At 60.6% G+C, this 22,879-nt stretch carries 21 protein-coding genes; 11 read left to right on the forward strand and 10 right to left on the reverse strand.

Translation table 11 applies throughout. From position 1 onward, the window contains the following. From Q0367_RS13085 to Q0367_RS13110, 6 genes are all read left to right on the forward strand, one after another. Positions 1-1,317: ABC transporter substrate-binding protein (locus Q0367_RS13085; protein WP_298982725.1), on the forward strand; the 1,317-nt coding region annotated here is incomplete at its 5' end. A gap of 144 nt (positions 1,318-1,461) precedes the next feature. Beyond that, positions 1,462-2,466 carry an ABC transporter permease gene (locus Q0367_RS13090; RefSeq protein ID WP_297640348.1) on the forward strand — a complete coding sequence of 335 codons (1,005 nt, stop codon included), beginning with the start codon at positions 1,462-1,464 and terminating at the stop codon, positions 2,464-2,466. Positions 2,467-2,480: 14 nt separating this feature from the next. Continuing rightward, a complete protein-coding gene (locus Q0367_RS13095; RefSeq protein ID WP_297640351.1) occupies positions 2,481-3,335 on the forward strand; it encodes an ABC transporter permease in 855 nt (284 codons plus the stop codon). 2 nt (positions 3,336-3,337) lie between these two features. Then, a complete protein-coding gene (locus tag Q0367_RS13100; RefSeq protein ID WP_297640353.1) occupies positions 3,338-4,348 on the forward strand; it encodes an ABC transporter ATP-binding protein in 1,011 nt (336 codons plus the stop codon). Further along, positions 4,332-5,294 (forward strand): ABC transporter ATP-binding protein, encoded by a 963-nt coding sequence (locus tag Q0367_RS13105; RefSeq protein ID WP_297640355.1) that lies wholly within the window; start codon positions 4,332-4,334, stop codon positions 5,292-5,294. Before Q0367_RS13100 ends, Q0367_RS13105 begins: the two co-directional genes overlap by 17 nt. Positions 5,295-5,523: 229 nt before the next feature. Then, positions 5,524-7,896, forward strand: a complete 2,373-nt coding sequence (locus Q0367_RS13110) for a glycoside hydrolase family 3 N-terminal domain-containing protein (protein WP_297640357.1) — start codon at positions 5,524-5,526, stop codon at positions 7,894-7,896. A gap of 92 nt (positions 7,897-7,988) precedes the next feature. On the opposite strand, the gene Q0367_RS13115 is transcribed toward Q0367_RS13110, so the two are convergent. Next, complete coding sequence (locus Q0367_RS13115) at positions 7,989-8,483, reverse strand: YfcE family phosphodiesterase (RefSeq protein ID WP_297640359.1); 495 nt, start codon at positions 8,481-8,483, stop codon at positions 7,989-7,991. 54 nt (positions 8,484-8,537) lie between these two features. Between Q0367_RS13115 and Q0367_RS13120 the strand changes: the two genes are divergently transcribed. From Q0367_RS13120 to Q0367_RS13140, 5 genes are all read left to right on the forward strand, one after another. Continuing rightward, positions 8,538-9,560, forward strand: a complete 1,023-nt coding sequence (locus tag Q0367_RS13120) for an FxLYD domain-containing protein (protein ID WP_297640361.1) — start codon at positions 8,538-8,540, stop codon at positions 9,558-9,560. Between the two features lie 185 nt (positions 9,561-9,745). Next, on the forward strand, positions 9,746-10,414 hold the full coding sequence (locus tag Q0367_RS13125) for a sortase (RefSeq protein ID WP_297640363.1): 669 nt from the start codon (positions 9,746-9,748) through the stop codon (positions 10,412-10,414). Between the two features lie 12 nt (positions 10,415-10,426). Continuing rightward, on the forward strand, positions 10,427-10,840 hold the full coding sequence (locus Q0367_RS13130; RefSeq protein ID WP_298982730.1) for a DUF2294 domain-containing protein: 414 nt from the start codon (positions 10,427-10,429) through the stop codon (positions 10,838-10,840). A gap of 293 nt (positions 10,841-11,133) precedes the next feature. Beyond that, positions 11,134-12,657 (forward strand): NADP-dependent isocitrate dehydrogenase, encoded by a 1,524-nt coding sequence (locus Q0367_RS13135; protein WP_298982732.1) that lies wholly within the window; start codon positions 11,134-11,136, stop codon positions 12,655-12,657. Further along, complete coding sequence (locus tag Q0367_RS13140) at positions 12,657-13,514, forward strand: DUF6671 family protein (RefSeq protein WP_298982734.1); 858 nt, start codon at positions 12,657-12,659, stop codon at positions 13,512-13,514. Before Q0367_RS13135 ends, Q0367_RS13140 begins: the two co-directional genes overlap by 1 nt. Positions 13,515-13,530: 16 nt before the next feature. Here Q0367_RS13140 and Q0367_RS13145 read toward each other — a convergent pair whose 3' ends face one another. The 9 genes from Q0367_RS13145 to Q0367_RS13185 form a co-directional block, all read right to left on the reverse strand. Beyond that, on the reverse strand, positions 13,531-14,250 hold the full coding sequence (locus tag Q0367_RS13145) for a Uma2 family endonuclease (protein ID WP_298982737.1): 720 nt from the start codon (positions 14,248-14,250) through the stop codon (positions 13,531-13,533). A 40-nt stretch (positions 14,251-14,290) separates the two neighbouring features. Beyond that, positions 14,291-15,256: a Gfo/Idh/MocA family protein gene (locus tag Q0367_RS13150; protein ID WP_298982739.1), complete on the reverse strand. Its 966-nt coding sequence runs from the start codon at positions 15,254-15,256 to the stop codon at positions 14,291-14,293. An 84-nt stretch (positions 15,257-15,340) separates the two neighbouring features. Continuing rightward, positions 15,341-16,150: a carbohydrate ABC transporter permease gene (locus Q0367_RS13155; RefSeq protein WP_298982740.1), complete on the reverse strand. Its 810-nt coding sequence runs from the start codon at positions 16,148-16,150 to the stop codon at positions 15,341-15,343. Positions 16,151-16,236: 86 nt separating this feature from the next. Beyond that, positions 16,237-17,169, reverse strand: a complete 933-nt coding sequence (locus tag Q0367_RS13160; protein WP_298982742.1) for a carbohydrate ABC transporter permease — start codon at positions 17,167-17,169, stop codon at positions 16,237-16,239. Between the two features lie 105 nt (positions 17,170-17,274). Further along, positions 17,275-18,636, reverse strand: a complete 1,362-nt coding sequence (locus Q0367_RS13165; RefSeq protein WP_298982745.1) for an extracellular solute-binding protein — start codon at positions 18,634-18,636, stop codon at positions 17,275-17,277. 115 nt (positions 18,637-18,751) lie between these two features. Then, positions 18,752-19,654: an ROK family protein gene (locus Q0367_RS13170; protein ID WP_298982747.1), complete on the reverse strand. Its 903-nt coding sequence runs from the start codon at positions 19,652-19,654 to the stop codon at positions 18,752-18,754. Beyond that, entirely contained in the window at positions 19,641-21,329 is a 1,689-nt protein-coding gene (locus tag Q0367_RS13175) for a DUF4127 family protein (protein ID WP_298982749.1), read from the reverse strand. Before Q0367_RS13175 ends, Q0367_RS13170 begins: the two co-directional genes overlap by 14 nt. 17 nt (positions 21,330-21,346) lie before the next feature. Continuing rightward, positions 21,347-22,054: an N-acetylmannosamine-6-phosphate 2-epimerase gene (locus tag Q0367_RS13180; protein ID WP_298982751.1), complete on the reverse strand. Its 708-nt coding sequence runs from the start codon at positions 22,052-22,054 to the stop codon at positions 21,347-21,349. 57 nt (positions 22,055-22,111) lie between these two features. Beyond that, entirely contained in the window at positions 22,112-22,813 is a 702-nt protein-coding gene (locus Q0367_RS13185) for a GntR family transcriptional regulator (RefSeq protein ID WP_298982753.1), read from the reverse strand. Positions 22,814-22,879 lie beyond the last annotated feature (66 nt).

Raw genomic sequence — 22,879 nt, forward strand, 5'->3', positions numbered from 1 at the left:
ACCTTCAAGTTCAACCCCTTCGTCGGCACCGGCCCCTACAAGCTGCACAGCTACGATCCGTCCGGCTTCTGGACGATCTGGGAGAAACGCGCAGATTGGGATAAAAGCCCGACCGGCATCATGTTCGGCGAGCCGAAGCCCAGGTACATCATCTTCCAGTACTTCGCCAACGAAGGCGCCAAGATTCTGGCGCAGCTGACGCACCAGGCCGACGTCGTCAACGTTTCATCCGACGGCCTCAAGGCGGTGCTGGCGCAGTGCGACTCCTGCCGCGCCTATCAGTTGAACTGGCCGTACGTTGTGAACAACGATCCGGCCCAGACCGGCATCACCTTCAACACGGCGCGAGCGCCGTACGACAACCGCGAGGTGCGGTGGGCATTGCTGCTGGCGATCGACATCGCCGAGTACATGGGCATGGCGGTGGACGGCACAGGCGCGCTCAGCCCGGTGCACATTCCCTCGCTCTCCAACTATCCCGACGACTTCATCAAGCCGATGCTGCCCTGGCTGGCGGAGTTCACGCTCGATTTGGGCAACGGCGAAACTTTCAAGCCGTTTGATCCGAATGCCTCGCAGCGGGTTGTAGAGTATGCAAAATCCCGCGGCTACGAGGTGCCTGAGGACCCAGAACAGCAAGCGCGTCTTTTCGGCTACGGCTGGTACAAGTACGCGCCGGATGTGGCCGAGAAGCTCCTGATCAAGAATGGATTTAGCAGAGATTCCAGCGGCAAGTGGCTGTTGCCTGACGGCACGCCCTGGAAGATTCGCTGCCTGACAGGTACCCAACTGGCCACCGGCATGGGTGAACGCAATTGCGTCGCCGTCGTCGAGCAATGGAAGAAATTCGGCATCGACGCAGAGGTTTATTCTTCTGAAGCAACCGCCAATCTGAACGCCGTCGGCGATTTCGACGTCTCCAGCAACTGGCCTGCACAGGAGCCGTGGGGCGCCGGGCCGGACCTCTATCGCGTGCTCAACCACTGGAAGTCCGAGTTCGTGAAGCCGTTGGGCGAGGTCACCTCCGGCCATCCGTCGCGCTGGTCCAGCCCGGAGATGGACGCCGTGATCGAGAAGCTGCAGAACACCGACCCGACCGACTATCAAGCGACAGTGGACGTCGGCATCGAGGGGCTGAAAATTGCGGTGCGCGAGATGCCCGGCATCCCAACCTTCGGCTACGTCGGCTTCATCGCCTGGGATCAGACCTACTGGACGAACTGGCCCGGCGCCGAGAATCCCTACACCCAGCCGTACACGCACTGGGGTCCCTTCAAGTACATGACGCCCTTCCTGCAGCCGACAGGCGCACGGTAAGACGCGCGCAAGTTCGGAGGTTGGCGATTGAGCTGAGCGCTTAACGGTGGAGATGGGGCGCCTCACTGGTTATCGACGAGGCGCCCCTCAAAAACCTCCGATCTGGCCCTTTTCGATCTCTGAGTCAAAGGAGCAAAGCGTCGAATGTTCTTGAAACGCTACCTGATTCCTCGGCTGATCCAGTATGTGCTGGTGATCGTGCTGGGCATCACCGCCGTCTTTTTCATTCCGCGCCTCCTGCCCAACGATCCTGTGTTGCGCACGATCGCCGAAATGCGGGCGCGCGGCGCCTATCTGGAGCCAGGCGCCATGGACAAGATCATCTCGGATCTGCAGCAGATGTATGGGCTGGAAGGTTCGCTCTGGGATCAATACCTGGCCTTTTGGGGGAGGTTGTTCCGCGGCGATCTCGGCGTCTCTTTCTTTCAGTTTCCCACGCCGGTGATCGATCTGATCATGACGGCGCTGCCGTGGACGGCCGGGCTCCTGCTCACGACCACCATCCTGGGATGGGTGATCGGAAACCTGATCGGCGGCTTCGCAGGCTACTATTCCAATAAACAGTGGTCGCGCGTGCTCGACGCCATCGCCATGGTGGTGCGTCCGCTGCCCTACTACATCTTCGCCTTTGCGCTGCTGCTGATCTTCGCCTATTACCTGCGCTGGTTTCCCATTTCCGGCGGCGCTCGCTTGGGCATGCGCCCCTCCTGGTCGTGGCCGTTCATCCAGAGCGTGCTCTGGCATTCGTTTCTGCCCGCCATGTCGATCCTGATCCTGAGCGCAGCGGTCTGGTTCCAGACCATGAAGCTGGTGGTGCAGAACGTCAACGCCGAAAGTTTCGTCACCTACGCCAAGCTCAGCGGCGTCAAAGAGGGTCGCATCGTCTCCCGCTATGTGATTCGCAATGCGCTGCTGCCCCAGATCACCGGGCTGGGTTTATCGCTGGGCTTAATCTTCAGCGGCGCCCTGATCACTGAGATCGTCTACTCCTATCCAGGGCTGGGCACCTTGTTGTACAACGCCATCATCAACGGCGACTACAATTTGATCATGGGCATCACCGTCTTTTCCATCCTGGCGATCACAACCAGCGTGCTCATCGTCGATCTGATCTATCCGCTCTTTGACCCGCGGATTCGGTATATGTAGAGCATGGAGGCCGCGTGAAGCTATTTCGAGATTTACTGCGCGACTATCGATTCGCCTTCGCCTTTGGGGTGCTTTGCATCCTGGTGGCGTTTGCGCTGCTTTCCTTCTTTTCGCCCTACGACCCCTCGCGCTGGGGACAGGTGCCGCGCGATCTACGTCCTTCCGCACAACACTGGCTGGGCACCGACTCCAACGGCCAGGACATCTTCTGGACGGCGACCTTCGCCGTGCGCAACTCGCTGATCATCGCCGTCATCGCCGGCGTGGTCTCGCGCATCATCGCCGTCATCGTGGGCATGGTGGCGGGCTACAAAGGCGGGACCTGGGATCGCGTGCTGATGTTCTTCAGCGACAGCCTGCTGGTCATTCCGCTCTTTCTGATCATCGTCATGATGGCGATGCTGATCCGCGCCAGCCTGAATCTGGTGACGCTGGGGCTGCTGCTCGCTTTCTTCGGCTGGGCGTGGGACGCGCGGCTGATCCGCTCGCAAATTTTGAGCCTGCGCGAGCGCGAATTCACCCAGACCGCCATCCTCTCCGGCGCCAGCACGTTCAAACTGGTGATAAACGAGTACATGCCCTACACCACGCCGCTGATCTTCTCGACGCTCATCAACAACATGGCCTGGGCGATCGGGCTGGAGATCACGCTGGCGATCCTCGGCCTGCTCGACCTGGCGACGCCGACGCTGGGCACGATGCTCTACTGGGCGATCAACTACCAGGCGATCTTGTTGGGCCGCTGGTGGTGGGTGATGACGCCGATCACGCTGTCGGTGGCGCTCTTCATCGCCCTCTACTGGCTCTCGGTCAGCATCAGCGAATATCTCGATCCGCGCACGCGGGTGCAGCGCGTAGGGGCTGGGTGAGTATGAAAAACAACACGATTTTAAGAACCGAGCGGTTGCACGCTCACTATATTCTCGACGTCTACGGCAAAGCCAAGGTCATCAAGGCCGTCAACGACGTCGATCTGGCGATTCAAGAGGACGAAATTTACGGCATTGCCGGCGAAAGCGGCTGCGGCAAATCGACGTTGCTGAAGGCGCTCGCCGCGGCGGTCGAGCCGCCGCTGCGCATCATCAGCGGCAGGGTCACCTATCGCATCGCCGGCGCCGAGGTCGATGTCTCCACGCTGACGCAGGAGGAAAAGCGCAAGCTGCGCATGGAATATATCGCCTACGTGCCGCAAGGCTCGATGAGCGTGCTGAACCCGGTGTCGCGCATCCGCGACACCTATCGCGACTTCATCGAAAGCCACATCAGCGTGCACCAAAAAGGCGAAGCCTTTGCACTGGCCAAAGAGCATCTCACCGAATTGGGGTTGCCGGTCAAAATTCTGGACGCCTATCCGCATCAGCTTTCGGGCGGCATGCGGCAGCGCGTCACCATTGCGCTGGCGACCCTGCTCAAGCCGCGCATCATCATCGGTGACGAACCGACGACTGCGCTCGACGTGGTGGTGCAGCGCGGGGTCGTGCAGTTGCTCAAGGATGTGCAGGCCAAGCTCAAGAACACGATCGTACTGGTGACGCACGACATGGGCGTGCACGCCAACATCGCCGACCGCATCGGCATCATGTACGCCGGCAAGATCGTCGAGGAGGCGCCCACCGAAAAAATCTTCAGCGCGCCGACGCATCCCTACACGCACTACCTGATCAACTCGCTGCCCAAGTTCGGCGACAAAAGCCCGCGCGAGAGCGTGCCCGGCAGCCCGCCGTCGCTGGCGAATCTGCCCACCGGCTGCCCGTTTCATCCGCGCTGCCCGCACGTGATGGACATCTGTAAACAGGAGATGCCTGGGTACACCCAGGTGGCATCCAACCATAAAGTCGCCTGCTGGCTGGTTGGGGAGGGGACGCATGGAAAAGCTGCTTGAAGTGGAACATCTCACCAAAACCTTCACCCTGGGCAGCGTGATCTCGCGCGTCAGGATCACTGCGGTGGACGACATCTCGTTTTACATCAAACCGGCGGAGATCTTTGCGCTGGCGGGCGAGAGCGGCTGCGGCAAGTCCACGACCGCCCGCATCATCATGGGCTTCGAGCACGCCACCTCCGGGACGATCATCCACAGCGGCAAGAAGGAGGCCAAAAACGAGAAAGTCTGGTTCACCGAAGGCATCCAGGCCATCTTCCAAGACCCCTTCGCCACGTTCAACCCGCTGCGCATGGTGGAGCAGTACTTCTTCGAGACGATTCAGAACTACAAGCTGGCGAAGAGCAAGCGGGAGGCGATCGAACGCATCGACGCCAAGCTGCGCCTGGTCGGTCTCACCTACGAAGACCTGGCCGGCAAGTATCCAAGCGAATTCTCCGGCGGTCAGCTCCAGCGCATTTCGATTGCGCGCGCGCTGTTGACCGACCCTCAGCTCATCATCGCCGACGAGCCGGTCTCCATGGTCGACGCTTCGCTGCGCATGTCGATCGTCAACCTCTTCAAACAGCTGCGCGATGAGCTCGGCGTCAGCGTGCTCTACATCACGCACGACCTGGCGACCGCCTACTACGTGTGCGACCGCATCGCCATCATGTTCCGCGGCAAGATCGTCGAGATGGGCACGGTGGAGCAGGTGTTGATGGCGCCGAAGCACCCATACACGCAGCTCCTGCGCGCCTCGATCCCCGAGGCGGACACCGCCCATCGCTGGCAGGGCGAAATTCGCCTTTCCGACACCGAACAGGACGAGTATCTGCGCCAGGGCTGCCGCTTCGCCGGGCGCTGCCCCATGGTGATGGACGTCTGCCGCCGCGTCACGCCGCCGCAGTTCGACGTCGACGGCGCGCTGGTGGCCTGTCACCTTTATGCAGAGACCAAGCAATAAGAGCGCCGCCCCCCGGCGACTTGGACGCAACGATGTTGGAATGGCTCACCGCAGAGGCGCGAGAACCGATGATTCGAGAAAGCGCAGCTACGAGCTGCGCCTTCGGCTCGTCAGAATTGTTGAATTCCGTGGAGCTTCTGAAAGCTCGCAAAGCGAAAAGAATCTCTCGCGTATGCTCTGCGGTGAAGAAACTTCTTCCTAAATCCAAATATAAAAGGGTTTTTGAACCATGTCGACTCCAACCAAAACCAAGCATCCCTATCAGGACGCCAGCCTGCCGGTGGAGGCGCGCGTCGACGACCTGCTGGGCCGCATGACGGTCGAGGAGAAGGTCGCCCAGCTGGGCAGCCTCTGGATCTACGAGATCGCCGATGAACAAGGGTTAAGACGCGAGTGGGCGCAGGCGCGCATGGCGAATGGCCTCGGACAGGTGACGCGACTCGCCGGCGGCAGCACGCTCGGCCCGGTCGAAACCGCCAGGCTTGCCAATCAGATTCAGAAATTCCTGCTCGAAGAGACGCGACTCGGCGTCCCTGCGCTCATCCACGACGAATGTTGCAGCGGCTTCCTGGCCAAAGGCGCCACGAACTTCCCGCAGATCATCGGCGTCGCCAGCACGTGGGAGCCGGAGCTGGTCGAGGCGATGACGCGCGTGATCCGCCGGCAGATGCGCGCCGTAGGCGTCCATCATGGGCTGGCGCCGGTGCTCGACATCGCCCGCGACCCGCGCTGGGGCCGCACCGAGGAAACCTTCGGCGAGGACCCTTATCTCACCTCGGTGATGGGCGTCGCCTACGTTCGCGGCCTGCAGGGAGAAAGCTGGGCCGACGGCGTCATGGCGACCGGCAAGCATTTCGTCGGCTACAGCGCGTCGGAAGGCGGCCTCAACTGGGCGCCGGCGCACATTCCTGCGCGAGAGCTGTGCGAAGTGTATCTGGCGCCGTTCGAGGCGGCGGTGCGCGCAGCGCGGCTGGCCGCCATCATGCCGGCCTATCATGAGCTCGACGGCGAGCCATGCAGCAGCTCTCACCGGCTGATGACCGAAATCCTCCGCCATGAGTGGGGCTTCGATGGCCTGGTCGTCTCCGACTACATGGCGATCAACCAGCTTCGCGACTACCATCGCCTGGCGCGCGACAAGGCGCATGCAGCCAAACTGGCGCTCCAGGCCGGAATGGACCTGGAGCTGCCCAACATCGACGCCTACGGTCAGGCGCTGATCGACGCCATCCACGCCGGCGAGATTCCGTTGGAATGGATCGACCGCTCGGTGCGCCGCATTCTCACCTTCAAGTTCGCCTTCGGCTTGTTCGAGCATCCCTACGTCGAGCCGGAGGCGGTGCCCGAAGTCTTCGACACGCCGCCCCAGCGCGAGCTGGCGCGCACGATCGCGCGCAAATCGCTGGTGCTCTTAAAAAATGAAGGCAACCTGCTGCCCCTGTCCAAGACGCTCTCCTCCATCGCCGTCATCGGCCCCAACGCCGACAGCAAGCGCAATTTGCTGGGCGACTACTCCTACCCGGCGCACATCGAAACGCTGATCACCTTGCGCCAGCTGGGCTTCTCCGAGCATCCGCTGCCGGAATCGGTCAAGCTGGTGGACGACTACGGCTCCATGCTCTCGATCGTGGAGGCGATCCGACAGGCGGTTTCGCCCGGGACGCAGGTGCACTACGCCAAAGGCTGCGACGTCAACACAACTTCGACCGAAGGGTTTGCCGAGGCGGTGGAGGCGGCGCGCAAGGCGGAAGTAGCCATCGTGGTCGTCGGCGATAAAGCCGGCCTCATCCCGGAGTGCACCTCGGGCGAGTTCCGCGACAGCGCGCACCTGACGCTGCCCGGCGTCCAGCAGGCGCTGGTCGAAGCGATCCTGGCGACCGGGACGCCGGTCGTGCTCGTGCTGGTGACCGGTCGCCCCTACGCCATTCCGCAGCTCGTAGAGGCCGCGCCGGCGGTCATCGAGGCGTGGCTGCCCGGCGCAGAAGGCGCGCCCGCGCTGGCGGAGGTGCTCTTCGGCGACGTCAACCCAGGAGGCAAGCTGCCGATCACCTTCCCGCGGCATGTCGGGCAGGTTCCGCTCTTCTATGCGCACCGGCCTTCGGGCGCGCGCTCGTTCTTCTATGGCCCCTACATGGATGAAAGCAACGAGCCGCTCTTTGCTTTCGGCTTTGGCTTAAGCTATACGCAGTTCGCCTTTGAAAATTTGGTGGTGGCGCCCAGCTCCGCCGCTACAGACGGGGAGCTGCAAATTTCGGTGGAAGTGATGAACGTCGGCGCAAGGGCAGGCGAGGAGGTGGTGCAGCTGTACACGCGGCTGGAAGGCGCCAGCGTCACGCGGCCGGTTAAGGAGCTCAAAGGGTTCAAGCGGGTGCATCTCGAAGCGGGCGAACGCAAACGGGTGCGCTTCACGCTGCCGGTGGAGCTGCTCGCCTATTACGACGCCGCCATGCAGCTCGCCGTCGAGCCGGCGACTGTGCAGGTGATGGTGGGCAATTCTTCGGCGCATCTGCCGCTGTGCGCCACGGTTGCGCTGACCGGCGACAAGCGCGTACTCGCACAACGCCAGGTCTACTTCTGCAACGCAGAAGTGGAAGAGGCGTGAGCAGGGATCGGTGATCGTGTTGCGTGTTGCGTGTTCCGTCACGCAACACGCAACCAACAAACGTTGGTTTGATTTGCCCTCTCTACGCACGCCTACAGCGTCTGAATGGCGACTTCCCCCGTCTGCGTGTCGTAAAGCGCCCAGGTGGCCTGCCCCTTCATGCCCAGCACCTCGCCCGGGTTGAGCAGCCATCCCTTCCCCACCTGCTCCAGCCATCGGGTGTGATCGTGGCCGTAGCAGACCAGGTCGAACTGGCCGGACTGGGCGATGCGACGCGCCGGCTCCGGGTAATGGATCATGGCGATCTGGCGACCCTCGATCGTCAGTTCCGCGTAGACGCCGTGCAGGGTGACGTGAGGATGTTTGGAAGCAATCGTCTGCAAAAGGCGTCCGTCGCCGTCGTTGTTGCCGAAGACGACATGAACGGCGCCTGGAAAGCGTTCGCCGATCAGGTTCAGCATAAAGGGCGCGCAGAGGTCGCCGCAGTGGAGCAAGGCTGAAGCGCCTGCGGTGTTTGCGGCCTCGAGCGCGCGCGTCAGATGCGCGATCTGGTCATGGCTGTCTGAGAGAATGGCAATGCGGGTCATCGGTTCACCTTCTTTTCGCTGCTCGATTTTTGAATGTGCTATACTTCAGTTTATATGTTCGACCGTCAAACGCAAACGCGGCCGTTCATTCGACCGGTCCTGCTCTGGATTGGGTTGACATTCTTCCTGGTGACCGGCTGTGGTCGCGTGATCACGCTTGCGCCGACGCCCACGCCTGCGCCGACGCCCACCCTTTCCGTGGATATTGTCGTCGCCACGTTGCCGCCGACCTCCACGCCCGCCCCCTACACGCCGGAGCCGACCTTCACGCCCACGGTGACGCCGACGCCCATCATTCACGTCATTCGGGCCGGCGAAACGTTGCTGTCCATCGCTTCCCAATACAACGTGAGCGTCTCAACCTTGCAGGACGCCAACGGCATCTTGGACCCGCGCCTCTTGCAGGTGGGGCAGGAGCTGATCATCCCGCGCCAGGAAGAGTACGACGAGGCCCTGGCCGCCACCCTCACGCCGACGCCAACGCCCCTGCCCATCGCTGTGGAAAATGTGCATTTCAGCGAGACGATGATCGGCGGCCTTTCGGTGTTGGGCGAAGTCTGGAACAACACCGACACGCCCCTGGAGCAGGTGCGCATCGGCGTCACGCTGCTCGACGACGCCGGTCAGGTTGTAGCGAGCGCAGAAGGGCTGGCTGCGCTCGATTTGGTGGACGTCAACGAGCGCGCGCCCTTCGCCGTGCTCTTTGGGGAGCGACCGGGCAAATTTGCGCGCTATCAGGTGGTGGTGCTGCGCGCCGTGCCCGCTTACGTCGGCAGCTACTATCGCGACCTGGAAGTCGGCGATCTGACCGTCGTCAACGAAGGCTACGCCTCCTACACCGTGACGGGCCGCGTGAAGAACATCGGCCCAGAGGAGGCGGTGCAGGTGCAGGTCGTGCTGACCGCGTACGACCCGTTGGGGCGCGTCGTGGCGACGCGCAAGGTGGAGCCGGACTATAACGTCGTGCCGCGCGGGGGAGAATCCACCTTCACCGCTGTGCTGGCGCCCGCCGGAGGACCGGTGGCGCGCGTGGCCGCGCTGGCGCAGGGCCGCCGCCTCAGTGCAACGAGCCAATAGCGTCTGCTCCGGATAAGCGTCTGCCCCAGAAAGGGAGGCCATGGTGACGTCTATGTGGAGTTGGACGAGCAGGATTTTTACTGATATATTCCAGATGATAAAACAATCGTATGCTGTCGCTTAGGCCGATCAGGGCCGCCGGAGCGACAGTGCATCATCACAATATGGGTGGATAGCGATTTCCTATGCGCACATTCTGGATCATCGCCTTTTGGATTCTCAGCATTGGTCTATTGAGCGGTTGTGGAAGCAGCGCCTCGGCCGCTGAAGCGTCCCCTACAGCGGAGAGCGCAATCCCCTTCACCGACATGAGCCATCTCGCCGTTTCTGAACGCCCGGCCGTTCCGTTCAAAGCGCCGGTCTTTCACCAGCCGCACGCGCAACCGGTTCTGCCCAGTCGCCTTGTCATCCCCGCCATCAAAGCCGATATGCCGGTGGTGGAGCTCGGCTGGAGCACCAAGAAGGACGCCAGCGGCGCCATCTTCAGCGAATGGGACGTGGCCGATAATGCGGCTGGCTGGCACAAGAACAGCGCCCTGCCCGGTCAACCGGGGAACATCGTTTTGAGTGGACACAACAACATCAAAGGGGCGGTGTTTCGCCAGCTTGACCAGCTCAAGCGCGGCGATGAAATTCAACTCTACGCCGGAGGTCGGGCCTACATCTACACGGTGGATGAGGTGCTGATCGTCCCAGAAAAATACGTTTCGGAGCAGCAGCGCAGAGAAAACGCCAAATACATTCAACCCACCCCCGACGACCGCCTGACGCTGGTCTCCTGCTGGCCGCGCAACGACAACACCCATCGCATTATCGTCATTGCGCGACCGGCGAATCTGGCAAGCACCCAATAGACCCATACACTGATGATGCGCAAGGGACAAGTTGAAGCGGCGATTAACGCGTCGATCACAAAATTTGAGCGCGAGATGCTGGGGCGCGGGCCTAAGGAAGCCCGCACCTTCATTATTGACGATCTCGTGGTGGTGCGGCTAAAAGGCATCCTCAGCCTGGGAGAACAGCAACTTGCTACGCAGCCGGGCGGCATTGAGCTGATCAAGCAAATGCGCACCCGACTGGTGGAGAGTTTTGCTGCCGAGCTTTCTCATCTCGTGGAGGAGCAGATCGGCATTCAAGTGGTGAGCATGCACACCGACATCAGCACGCGCACCGGAGAACGCGTGTTCGTTTTTACGCTGGAAAAGGACGCCGAAGCCGAACTAGCGGCCCGCGACGCTTCTTCCTTGAATCCAGAGCGGCCGCCTTTGACGAATCGTTAGAACAAATTCAGTGCATTGGAGTGAAACCTACAAATCCTTGCAGAAGTTTGTTATACGCTTTGTATCAAATTTGCCTAAAATTTACTTAGGCAGTATACTTTACCAGCATGAGTCACTGAAGCGCACAAGCGAGTCGGTGCTCAAAATTTAGCAGGCGCAAGCGACATTCAGGCCATTTTGGGCAGGAAGCGTCGATTGAAAGCCAACATGTGATGAATCAAATGTCATCCATGTTGGCTTTTTTGTTGCCTGAAAAAATTAACCATTCCATCATTCAACAAGGAGGAACTTCGATGAAATCCGCGCATCTGATGCAGCCAGAGACCACGCTGAGCGCAGTTGTTCAAGAGCAAGCCGTTCGCGCCTCACCATCGCAGGAGCGCATCCCTGTTGCCGTTGCTTACGGCGATGGCATTGGACCGGAGATCATGGATGCAGTGATGCGCGTTCTGGATGCGGCCAAAGCGCCCCTGAGCTACGACACCGTCGAGATGGGCGAAAAGGTCTATCAGCGCGGCTTCACCTCGGGCATTACGCCGGAGACCTGGGCCACGATCCGCCGCAACCGCGTGCTCTTGAAAGCGCCGATTACGACGCCTCAAGGCGGCGGGTACAAGAGCCTGAACGTCACGCTGCGCAAAGCGCTCAACCTGTATGCGAATGTGCGCCCGGCGAAATCGTATGCTCCTTTCGTGCCTGCGCGCCACCCCGACATGAACGTGGTCATTATTCGTGAAAACGAGGAAGACCTTTATGCAGGCATCGAACATCAACAGACCTCTGAAGTGGTGCAGGTGCTCAAGTTGGTGACGCGCCCCGGTTGCGAGCGCATCATTCGATACGCTTTCGAGTACGCGCGCGCCTATGGCCGCCACAAGGTCACCTGCATGACCAAAGACAACATCATGAAGCTGACCGATGGCCTCTTTCATCGCGTGTTCAATGAGGTGGCGACCGAATATCCGGACATTCAGGCGGAGCATCAGATTATCGACATCGGCGCTGCGCGACTGGCGGACACGCCGGAACGATTCGACGTAATTGTGACGCTGAATCTCTACGGCGATATTCTCTCCGACATTGCTGCGCAGATCGCAGGTTCAGTTGGGCTGGCGGGCTCGGCGAATATCGGCAGCCAGGCTGCAATGTTTGAAGCCGTGCATGGGTCTGCGCCGGACATCGCCGGAAAAGGGATCGCCAATCCTTCAGGGCTGCTGGTGGCCGCCACGCAGATGCTTGTGCACGTCGGAGCGCCCGACACGGCGGAGCTGATCAAGAACGCCTGGCTGCGCACGATTGAGGACGGCATCCACACTGCTGACGTGTACGATCCAAAGACCAGCCGCGTGCGCGCAACAACGCAGGAATTTGCGGAGGCCGTGATTGCCCGGCTCGGCGAGGAGCCGCGTCACCTACCGCCGGTGCGCTATCGAGCCGGCGGGGTGAACGTCACGCCGTCCCCTGTGGCTCGCAGCGAAAAGCAACTTGTAGGCGTCGATGTTTTCCTGGAGTGGAACGGAGCCAATCGCAGCTCGAACTTGCTCGGGCAGATGCTCGAGGAGGCGGCGCCGGAGCCGTGGCTGCTCAAAATGATCACCAATCGCGGCGTCAAAGTCTACCCGGACGGCCTTCCGGAGACATTCTGCACCGACCACTGGCGCTGTCGCTTCATGCCCGTCGAGGGCGGCGCCGTGAACTTCGACCAGGTGCTGGCATTGTTGGCCGCCTTACACGGCGCCGGCATGGATGTGATCAAAACCGAACATCTCTACACCTTCGATGGTCGCCCCGGATACTCGTTGGGGCAGGGAGAGTAATGGGCGAACGGCTGCATCGATGGTTTGGCGGGCGTCGCGCTGTCTGTGCAACGCAACATGGCAAGGAGCAGGCAATGGGGCCGCTCCTTGCCCAGCATGCCGGAATTGAACTTTTTACGTTGCCCGGCTTCGACACCGACCGCTTTGGAACCTTCACGCGCGAGATTCCCAGAGTTGGCTCCATGATCGAGGCTGCTCGCGCTAAGGCCATCAGCGCCGCCGAGCTAGCGTCCGTCGATCTCGCCCTGGCCAGCGAAGGTTCTTTCGGCCCTCATCCGTCGTTTGAGCTGATTCCAGGCAACCTCGAAATTGTGCTTCTCCTGGATCGACGCCATGGCCTTGAAATCGTCGGTCAGCATCTCACGGCGAACGTGCGCTGGGTGCACGGCGCAGTCAACGACGTTCAGCAAGCGCTGGAGTTGGCGCACCGCGGAGGATTCCCCAGCCACGCTATGGTGGTGAGACGCTCCGAACATGAGGCTCAAGGCATGGTGAAGGGTCTTAAAGACAGAGATTCTTTTGTGCAGGCGGTGCAACAATTGCTCGACGCCAATGGGGGACGGCCGGTTTTTATCGAATCCGATTTGCGGGCGCACTGCAATCCCACGCGAATGCAGAATATCCGTTGCGCCACGCTCGACCTGCTTGAGGAGATGGCGCGTTTTTGTCCTGCGTGTGGAGCGCCCGGTTTTCAACAGATCGAAGTCATCCCCGGCCTGCCATGCCGATGGTGTCGTCTTCCGACGAGGCTGCCATCGGCTTACCGCTTTCAATGCAATCGCTGTGCTTATCAATCAACCGAGGGAGCTGAAGAGACTTTCGCCGACCCCGGCAATTGTCCGTTCTGCAATCCGTAACAAGGCGAGAGAGGCGCTATGGCGTTGCGCTGCGCTGTCTGAGCGTCTGACAGAAGATTGCATGTTCCTCGCTTGCCAGCCCTTTCTCCAGCGTCGCCAGCGCTTGCGCCAGGTCGCCTTCCAACATCGCAGCGCGGTTGAGCCAAAGCCCAGGGAAAACCTGGCTGCGCACCACGCCCTCCGCATCGACAGGCAACGACTCATAGCGCCCTTCGTTGAGCGTAAACCAGTCAATTTCTCGATCGTAGACGCGCCAGACCAGATACTCCTGCACGCCGCATCGACGGTATACGCGCAACTTGTCGTGGAGATCGTAGGAGGCGCTGCTGGCTGCGATTTCGACGATCAGTTCCGGGGGTCCAGAAATGTAGCCATCGGCGTCGATCACCGAAGCGCCACCTGCTGCTGTATCCAGCCGCAACAGCGCATCAGGCTGGGGTTCGTTTTCCAGGTCGAGCCGTACGCTGACATTGTCGCCGACGCCTGTATGCGGCGTGTGAGCGCTATAGACGCCTAACCACGCAACCATCAATGCGTGCGGCAGTCCATGACTCTCGTAGCGGACAGGCGATGGCATGTAGACGACCCCTTCAATCAGCTCCGCTTTTTTCAACCCAGGCATAGCGTCGTAGGCGCGCTCAAATTCGACCCGCGTCAATCGGTCACCCGGCTCCAAAGGACGCACGTGGGTTAAGGTTTTCGTTGAGCCTTCTTTGGAAAGATTGAACGCCGCCATAGATCCGCCTCCTTTGGAGATTGTACCACATCTTTGTGGACTATTTTCTGCCGGCCGAACGATACGCCGCCTCGATTGCGCGCATCGCCGCCAGGCCGTCGGCGGCGCCGACGAGCGGGGATTGGCGATAACGTACGCAGTTCAAGAAGTGGGCAGCCTGGAGGACAAATCGGTCGGGCGCCATCGCCGGAAGCGCCGTCCACTCTGAGTCGCTGCTCAAGCGATAGCGTGCGCCGCCGTTTGTTGTGTAATCGATGATTGCTTCGCCTTCCGTGCCCCACACCCGAATCTCGGCTTCGGAGACCGGCGTCACCCAGCTACAATTCAACGAGCCAATCACGCCGGAATGGCTGGTAACTTGAATCGAGGCCGTATCCTCCACGGAAATAGGGAGCGTGGTTGAAACAACGGCATCGATACGCTCGATCTCTCCGGCAAGCATTCGAAAAATGTCGATGCTATGCACCAGCGTGTCGATCAGAACGCCGCCGCCTGCTATGTCTGGATCGGTAAACCATGACGTCGCAGCGCGCTCAAAACGAAAGCCGAAGCGGTTATAAATCTGGACGATTTTGCCCAGTTTGCCGGCGCCGATCAACTCCTTCACCTGACGCACCGGTTCGTGAAAACGATGACAGAAAGCGAATTGCAAGATTGCGCCTGAGCGCTCGAATGCAGCCACAATCGCTTCGGTCTCGGCCAGGGTGCGCGCCGGCGGCTTTTCACAGAGACAGGCGATTCCTCGCTCCGCTACATCGAGCGCAATGGGGAGATGCCACTTGGGTGGCGTGCAGATGCTTACAGCGTCTGGGCTGCATTGTTCTAACATCAGACGATAATCGCCGAAGGCTGTGGCATGATAACGGGAGGCTTTCGCCTGAGCGATAGCCAAATCGACGTCGACAACTGCGACAATTTCACATAACTGAGGCCAGGCGGCGTAGGCGCGCAGATGAGCATCGCCGATTCCCCCAGCGCCGATAACCCCGATGCGCAGTTTGTTCATACATCACCACTTTTGATGAAGCACCTGACAGAGCATGGGGATGCTGCCTCGCTTTGTCCACAATGTCAGGCAAAGCAAGCGGTTCTACCCCTTAATTCCTGTTAGAGCGATTCCTTCAATAAAGGTGCGTTGCGTTAAAAAGAACAGAATTACGGTTGGAATCATGGTCAGCGTTGCAGCCGCCATCATCAACTGCCACTGCGCGCCATACATATTCTGGAACATTTTGAGACCAAGCGAGATAGTCCATTGATTTTGTTCGGTGAGGGAGATCAGCGGCCCTAAAAAATCTCGATAGGTGGCGACGAAGGTGAATAGCGCTACGGTGGCCAGCGCCGGTTTAATCAGCGGCACAATGATTCGCCAAAAGATGCCCAATTCCCCTGCGCCATCGATACGCGCCGCATCCGATAGCTCGTTGGGAATGGTCATCATAAATTGACGCAGCAGAAAGACGTAAAGTGCGTTGCCAAAAAAGGCGGGCACGACGAGCGGCCAGATGGTGCCCACCCAGCCAAGCTGACGAAAGACAATATAAAGGGGAATCATCGTCACCTGGGCGGGCAACATAATCGTGCTCAGATAAATCAGAAACACAAGGTTGCGGCCAGGCCACTTCACACGCGCAAACCCATACGCAATGAGCGAACAGGAGATCACGGTGCCAAGAATGGTCAGCGCGCAGATCACCAAAGTGTTGTACATATATAGCCAAAACGGAATATACTGGGTTGAAGCAATAAAATTTCCCCATTGCGGATCTTTTGGAAAAAGGCTGGGTGGCACGAGAAAGACTTCGACGTCTGTTTTCAGGGCCGTCGTGATCATCCAATAGAGAGGGAAGACATACGCCACAGCCATCAACGTACAGACGACGTAGGCGAAGCCCTTCATGAGCGCACTCTGTCTGCGGCGACTATGCAACCCCAGCGACTGGAGTGAAAAGGCGGGGGGCATGAGAGGTTTGCTTGCGCGCATAGCTACTCCTCAGAACGATAGTAAACCCAACCAGAAGTGCGGAAGAGCACGGCGGTCGCAAGCAGCACGATGGCAAATAAAATCCACGCCTGCGCGCTTGCATATCCCATTTTGAACAACTGGAACGCCGACTGATAGAGATACATGGCGTAGAACAGCATCGAATTGAGAGGGCCGCCGGCCGAGCCGTCGCGTGTTGCCGTCAACACCCATGCTTCCGTAAAATATTGGAAGTAGCCGATGACGTTGATAATGATTGTATAGAAAATGACGGGGCTCATCATCGGCAACGTTACATGCCAGGTCTTGCGCAGGGCATTGGCGCCGTCTAGCTCCGCCGCCTCTAACAGCGAGACCGGCACATCACGCAGCCCGGCGAGATAGATGAGAATCGTGTTTCCTCCGAACCACAACCCCATAAAAATCAGCGAAGGTTTTGTGAAGCGAGGATCGGTCAGCCAGCCGATGCGCTGGAGTCCAAGCCATTCTAAAAATACGTTCAAAATGCCGTACTGGCCATTGAACAACCACAGCCAGACAATGGTCGCCGCCACCACAGGCGTGATCGAAGGAAGGTAGAAGATTGTTCGATAGATCGACAATCCACGGATCTGCGTCGCAAGCAGCAGCGCCATCAAAAAGTCGAAGATTAAATGGATAGGCAACCCAATGAACACCATGTAGAGTGTATTGCGCAGAGCGATGCCGTAGACGCGATCGTTGAGCAGGTCTCGATAGTTTTCCAGGCCAATGAAGATCGGCGGCTGCAGCACGTTGTAGTCGGTGAAGCTATAGTAGAGAGATTGCACAATCGGCCAGGCTGCAAACGCCAGGAAACCGATTATTGCCGGCGATATGAAGGCAAGTCCGGTCAGAAGCGAGCGCAGCTTGCGTGCATTCAGGTTCAGGGTTCGGGCGTTGGTTGCTGCTGTCATGCTGATGATTCCTGTAAGATCGCATTCACCGACACTCGCTCTCTGGCGAGGGAGGCGCAGCCTCCCTCGCCAGAGAGCGGATGAACTGGGGGCCTAATAGCTGTATTAGCTGCCGCGCTGGAGCACTTTGTCCAACTCCGCCTGAACTTCGGCAGTCACCTGATCCAATGCCTCCTGCGCACTCATCTGTCCATTAAATACAGCGCTTTCAGCTTCCGCCAGCCGTGAGTAAAGCAGGTCATTGACCGGCATTTTGTCCGGGCCAAACGCATGCGGACCGTTCAAGAGGTTGACGGCCAGTTGGAAGCGATGGTCGCTGACGAAGCGCTCTTCGGAGGCGGGAGCGATCTTCGGCGGCACGTTTTGGATGGCGTAGCAGAAATCGCCCATGTTTTGCGGCTCGCTGAGCCAGCGGATGAACTCCCACGATGCATCGGGCGCCTTGACGCCGGTCGGGATTGTGAAGACGCTGCCGTCGAAGGTAGTGGTGTTTTCGTTGCCGCCTTCGGGATAGGGCGCCGGCATGAACTCCATCACGAGGTCAGGCGCAAACTTTTTCTGGAACTGAATGAACCACTCGCCCACCTGCGTCATGGCTTCTTTGCCGACAAAGAAGGAGTTCTGCGTGCTCATGTAATCGCCGAAGCCGCTTTGGAACGCCGCCACTTTTTCGGGGCCCAAGCGCTGCCGATAGGACGCTTCCCAGTCCAACGCCGCCACGATTCGGGGATCGTTAGCGGTGATCTTCTGATTTTCTGCATCGTAGAAGCTGCCTCCAAAGACGCGTCCCCACCAGGTCAACCCAGCCGGCAGCAATCCAACGCGCTCGATGTTCCCGTTGGCGTCAAACTTTTCGAGCTTCTGAGCGATCTCGTCTAACTCCGGCGTCATCTTGGGTGGATTGTTCGGGTCCGCTCCAACTTCCTCGAATAAGGCTGGCTGGTAGGCAATCACCTGAGAGTTAGAAGTGATCATGAGCCCCCACAAATTGTCATTCCACCACCAGGCGTCCCAGAACTGCGGAAAGTATTCTGATCCATCGATGCCCGCCGCCTCGGCGTACTTGGTGATAGGCTGCAGACCGTTACGCGAGGCCATCGAGACCAACTGGCGCAGCCAGACCGCCGACACGACATCGGGTGGATTGCCGCCGGCGATAGCCGTCAGCACCTTCTCATACTGCCCGAAAACGGTCGTCATGTTGACGAAAATCTCGCCTTCATGCTCCTGATTGAACTTGTCCACCAGCTTTTGCAGCTCATCAAACTCAAAGCCGCTCCAGCCGGTCCAGTAATTGAGAAAAACCTGTCCACTTGCAGCCGCAGGTTGGCCGCCGGCCTGCCCTCCCGGCGCAGCCACAGGGGCTGCAGGCACTGCGCAGGCCGCCAGCGCCATGGCTGCACCCCCAGCGCCAACCATCTGCAAAAATGCACGCCGACTCATTGAATGTTTCGATTGTTCTGACATGGCTTCACCCCTTCTGGAAAAACACACCTGAAAATCAACCGAGGCAAGAATTGCGACTCACAGCGGACTGAACTTTGACCTGCCCGACCCACTCAAACGCAACGTCTGTTTGACGTTACCCTTCCGCCGCAATCAGGCCGGCGCCGATCAGTCCGCTGTCTGCGCCCAATTGTGTGAACAACAACGCAGTGTCTCGATGCGAAGGCAGCGTGCGTTCGACGAAGGCGGCCTTCACTGCGTCGAGATAGCGCGCGCCGAGCAGGGCGGCGCTGCCGCCGATCAGGATCGCCTCCGGCGCAAGCACGTGGGCGATGCTCGCCAACCCCCAGCCCAGCCACCTCGCCGCTTCATCGACGGCGGGAACGGCTTCGCCGTTGCAGTACGCCTGCGCCAGCGCCTGGACCGATGCATAACCGCTCTGCTGCAGCATCACGCTGGTGGCGGCGTACACCTCGAGACAGCCGCTCAACTGGTCGCTGCAAGGGCGGCCACCTTGCAACTCGACCAACACCTGCCCAATCTCGCCTGCGCCGCCTAACCGCCCTCGATATAACTTGCCATCAATCACCACGCCGCCGCCAATGCCCGTGCCCACTGCCGCCAGCAAGAAATGGCGATAGGGGCGGCCGGCGCCCAGCACCGCCTCGGCCAGCGCGTGGCAGTTCACGTCGTTGTCCACAGATACGGGCATCTCCAGCGCCGAAGCCAGGCGTTCACCGAGGGGGAAGCCGCTCCACCCCGGCAGATGAAAGGTGGCGTAGCGCACGACGCCGGTTTTCCGATCGATCTGGCCGGCGCTGGCGACGCCGGCCCGCCGTATGGTCCCCTGCGTCCCCGCATACCGGCGCATGACGGCGTGACCGAGGGCGGCCGTCCGCTGTGCAACGCGCTCCGGCCCTTCCGCCGCCCGTGTGGCGATCTCCTGGCGTTGATGCAGGCTGAAGTCCGGCTCCAGCACCGCAGCCGCCACCTTCGTGCCGCCGATGTCGAAGACCAGAATCGGCTCAGGCAACTGCATAGGCCGCTTCCACGTCCATCGTGAGGTCGAACAGCCGGCCCCACGGCAGCTCGACGCCGGTCACTTTCAGCTCTTCTAGCGTGATGCACGTGTCGCCTGCGCATAAGCGTGCGCCGACGAAACGCTCCTGCGCCAGTTGCGCCGCCGCCGCAGTGAGGCGCTGCTCGACCTGTGCACGAACCGTCTCTGTATGCTCGCCGACATGGCCCAGCGTGATCGGCAGCCCCAGCGTTGGCAGCGTCTCCACGGCGATCTGGCTGCGCAATCTCGCCATGAATAGAACATCCTCAACCAGGCGCAGGAAGAGAAAGCGCGCATGCGCAGCCAATGCTCCCAGGGTTGCGCCATGCAAGATTTGAAGATGGCGAATCACGACATGAGCGAGCGCACAGCCCAGCGTATTGCCAGCTGTGTTCCAGCCAGCGTAGGCCGCCAACCGGCTGAGCGTCGGCATACGCGTCAGCAGCTCGCCCAACGCCAGGTCGCCCGCATTGACAAAAGCGACGTCGACCACGGCGCAGGTGCGTCCGGCGGCGATCTCCTGCGCCAACGCCCGCACGAATTCCGGCAGGTTGCGGCGCACGCTGTGCATTTCGCGCAGGGTGGTTGCGCCGCTGCTGTGTCGGCGATAGGCGGCCAGCGCCGCCTGAGAGGCGGATGACAGCGCCGCGATCTCCGCCTCGTTCAAACGCAGCGCCCACTGTTCGGGGCCATTGCCCTGCGCCTCAGCAGGTGCGTTCACAAAGAGAACGATGTCGGCGTCTGGGGCTTCGGTCACCACGCCGTCCAGCGGCCCCAGGTGCGCCTTGACCATTTCCGTCATGGGGCGGTCTTCATAAGCGGTGATCACCTGATCGGCGCCGGCGCCGCTGTAACGCAGTCGCACGCGCGGGGCAAAGCTGGCGCAACGGGCGGCGTAGCGCGCCAGCAACAGCATCGCCGTCTCATCGGCGCCGGGATAGATCGAGACCCGATCCGTCGCGCCGATCTCGTTCACATAGTGGCGCAGACGCCGCGCTTCGGCGATGTTCCAGCCATAGTCGACGGTGTCGTCCTGGGGAATGATGAGATAATCGAAGACGCCCTGCGCCGCCCATTCGATCATCGTACGGTTGACGGCGTGGTTGCGGGTGCGCCCGGCCAGGAAATCCTCGACCAGGGCAGCGGGAATTTCCCGGCGCAGCGCCGCAATCTCTTCCAGTTCGGCGGGCGCAGCGACGGCCATGGCGGCGCGGTCTTCGAGATAGGAAAGGCGAAAGATGCGCGCGCCATAGTCCGCCCAATAGGCTTTCTCCTCCTCGGCGTCGTTGCTGCGTGTGATGCGCATCAGCACGTTGAAGGCCAGCAGCGTAAGTTCGGGGCGAGATCGCTTGATCTCGCGCAGAGAAGCGAGACGCTGCATGACTGTCTCCAGGCTGTCGGTGGAGCGCCGCGAGTTGACCAGCCCGCCGTAGGCCAGCGTATCGACGGCGACAATCAGGGCGTCTGCGGATTGCGCCTGTTCGAGCAGCCACCCACGCAACAGTTCCATCTCGCCGATGCGCCAGGGTGTGCCCAACCATGCTTTCGGCGGCAGGCGCACTTCAAAGCCGGCGGCCTCGCCAAGCATTTGCAAACATTCATAATTCACAGAGCGATCATCGAGCGGGATGATCGAGACAACTGCTTGCGGCAAAGACAGACGCTCCTCTCTCAGCGTTTGAATATTTCGATCGCTTTCACAAACCTTTGCGTAATCTCCTGCGGCCGCGTGATGGCGCCTCCTACAACGACGCTCACAGCTCCTGCCGCCAACGCAGCGGTGACCTGTTCCGGCGTGTGATAGCGTCCTTCGGCGATCACGGGCGTCTTCAGCACGCGGCTCAGGGCGGCGACCAGGGCGATGTCAGGCCCGTCCTGCTGGGGGCTGTAGGGGGTGTAGCCTGACAGCGTCGTCGCCACAAAGTCGGCGTCGGCCGCCTCCGCTGCGACGCCTTCTTCAACGGTCGAGACGTCGGCGAGCACCGGAAGGCCGGTCGTTCGATGGATGGCGGCGATGAAGGACTTCAGGTCGGTGAATTCGGGCCGCGGCCGCGCCGTGGCGTCGATGGCGATGACGTCGGCGCCGGCTGCAGCGATTTCGCACGCGTGCGCCAGGGTCGGCGTAATATAGACGTCGTAGCCTGGGATCTCCGCCTTGTAGAGGCCGATGATCGGCAACGAGACGACGCCGCGAATGGCGCGAACGTCCGAGGGAGTGTTGGCGCGGATGGCGGCGGCGCCGCCTTGCGCGGCCGCCAGCGCCATGCGCGCCATTATCTCGGCGCCGTAGAGCGGCTCATGCGGCAACGCCTGGCAAGAAACGATCAGGCGTCCTCGCACCTGCCGAAGAAACGCCTCCGCCTTTTGCTGATGATCCACGCAAACACTCCTTGATTACTTTTGCGTTTTCTGTGAACGCCTCTCTGCACACGCCCGTCATCGTCGTCGCACGAGCGCCATGCGATAGCGGTCGCCGCGATAGAGGCTGGTGGCGGCCTCGACCACCCTGCCTTCGCTGTCATGCGTGATGCGCCGCGTGAGTAGCGCAGGCGCCCCTGGCGCAACCCCGAAAATTTCCGCCTCTTCGGTGGACAACAAGACCGCCTCCACGCTCTCCTCGGCAAGCACCGGCCGCACGCCGAACTCTTGCTCCATGAGGGCATAGAGCGAGCGCTGGGCAAGGTCGAAACTGAACAACCCGACGAAGCGCGCATAGGGAAGGTGGACGCGCTCCAGCGCCAGCGGTTCATCGTCGGCGAAGCGCAAACGCTCCAGGTAAATAACCTTCGCTCCCACCTCCAGATTGAGCTGCGCGGCGACCGCCACGTCGGCGACCGCCGTCGTCATCTGGCGAACCACCGAGTGAGGACGCCAGCCGCGCGCTTGCATCTCTTCGCTGAAGGACATGAAGCTGGCGCTGCGGCTGATCTTGTCGCCCGCCACCAGTGTGCGACGATTGGGGCGCCGCACGAGCAGCCCTTCGCCGGCCAACTGCTCGATCGCCACGCGCACCGTCATGCGGCTGACGCCGAGCATCTCGGCCAGCTCGCGTTCGGACGGCAGCGCGCTGTCTGCCTTCAGCTCTCCATTTTCAATGCGCCGCCGCAACTGCTCGGCGGCCAAATCGCGTGCAAGCATCGCTTAAAATTCGATAGAAGAAAACACGTGGCGTTTTTACAATAGCATTTTGGTCTATAAATTGTC

This window comes from uncultured Caldilinea sp. (assembly GCF_937128415.1).
GTDB lineage: Bacteria > Chloroflexota > Anaerolineae > Caldilineales > Caldilineaceae > Caldilinea.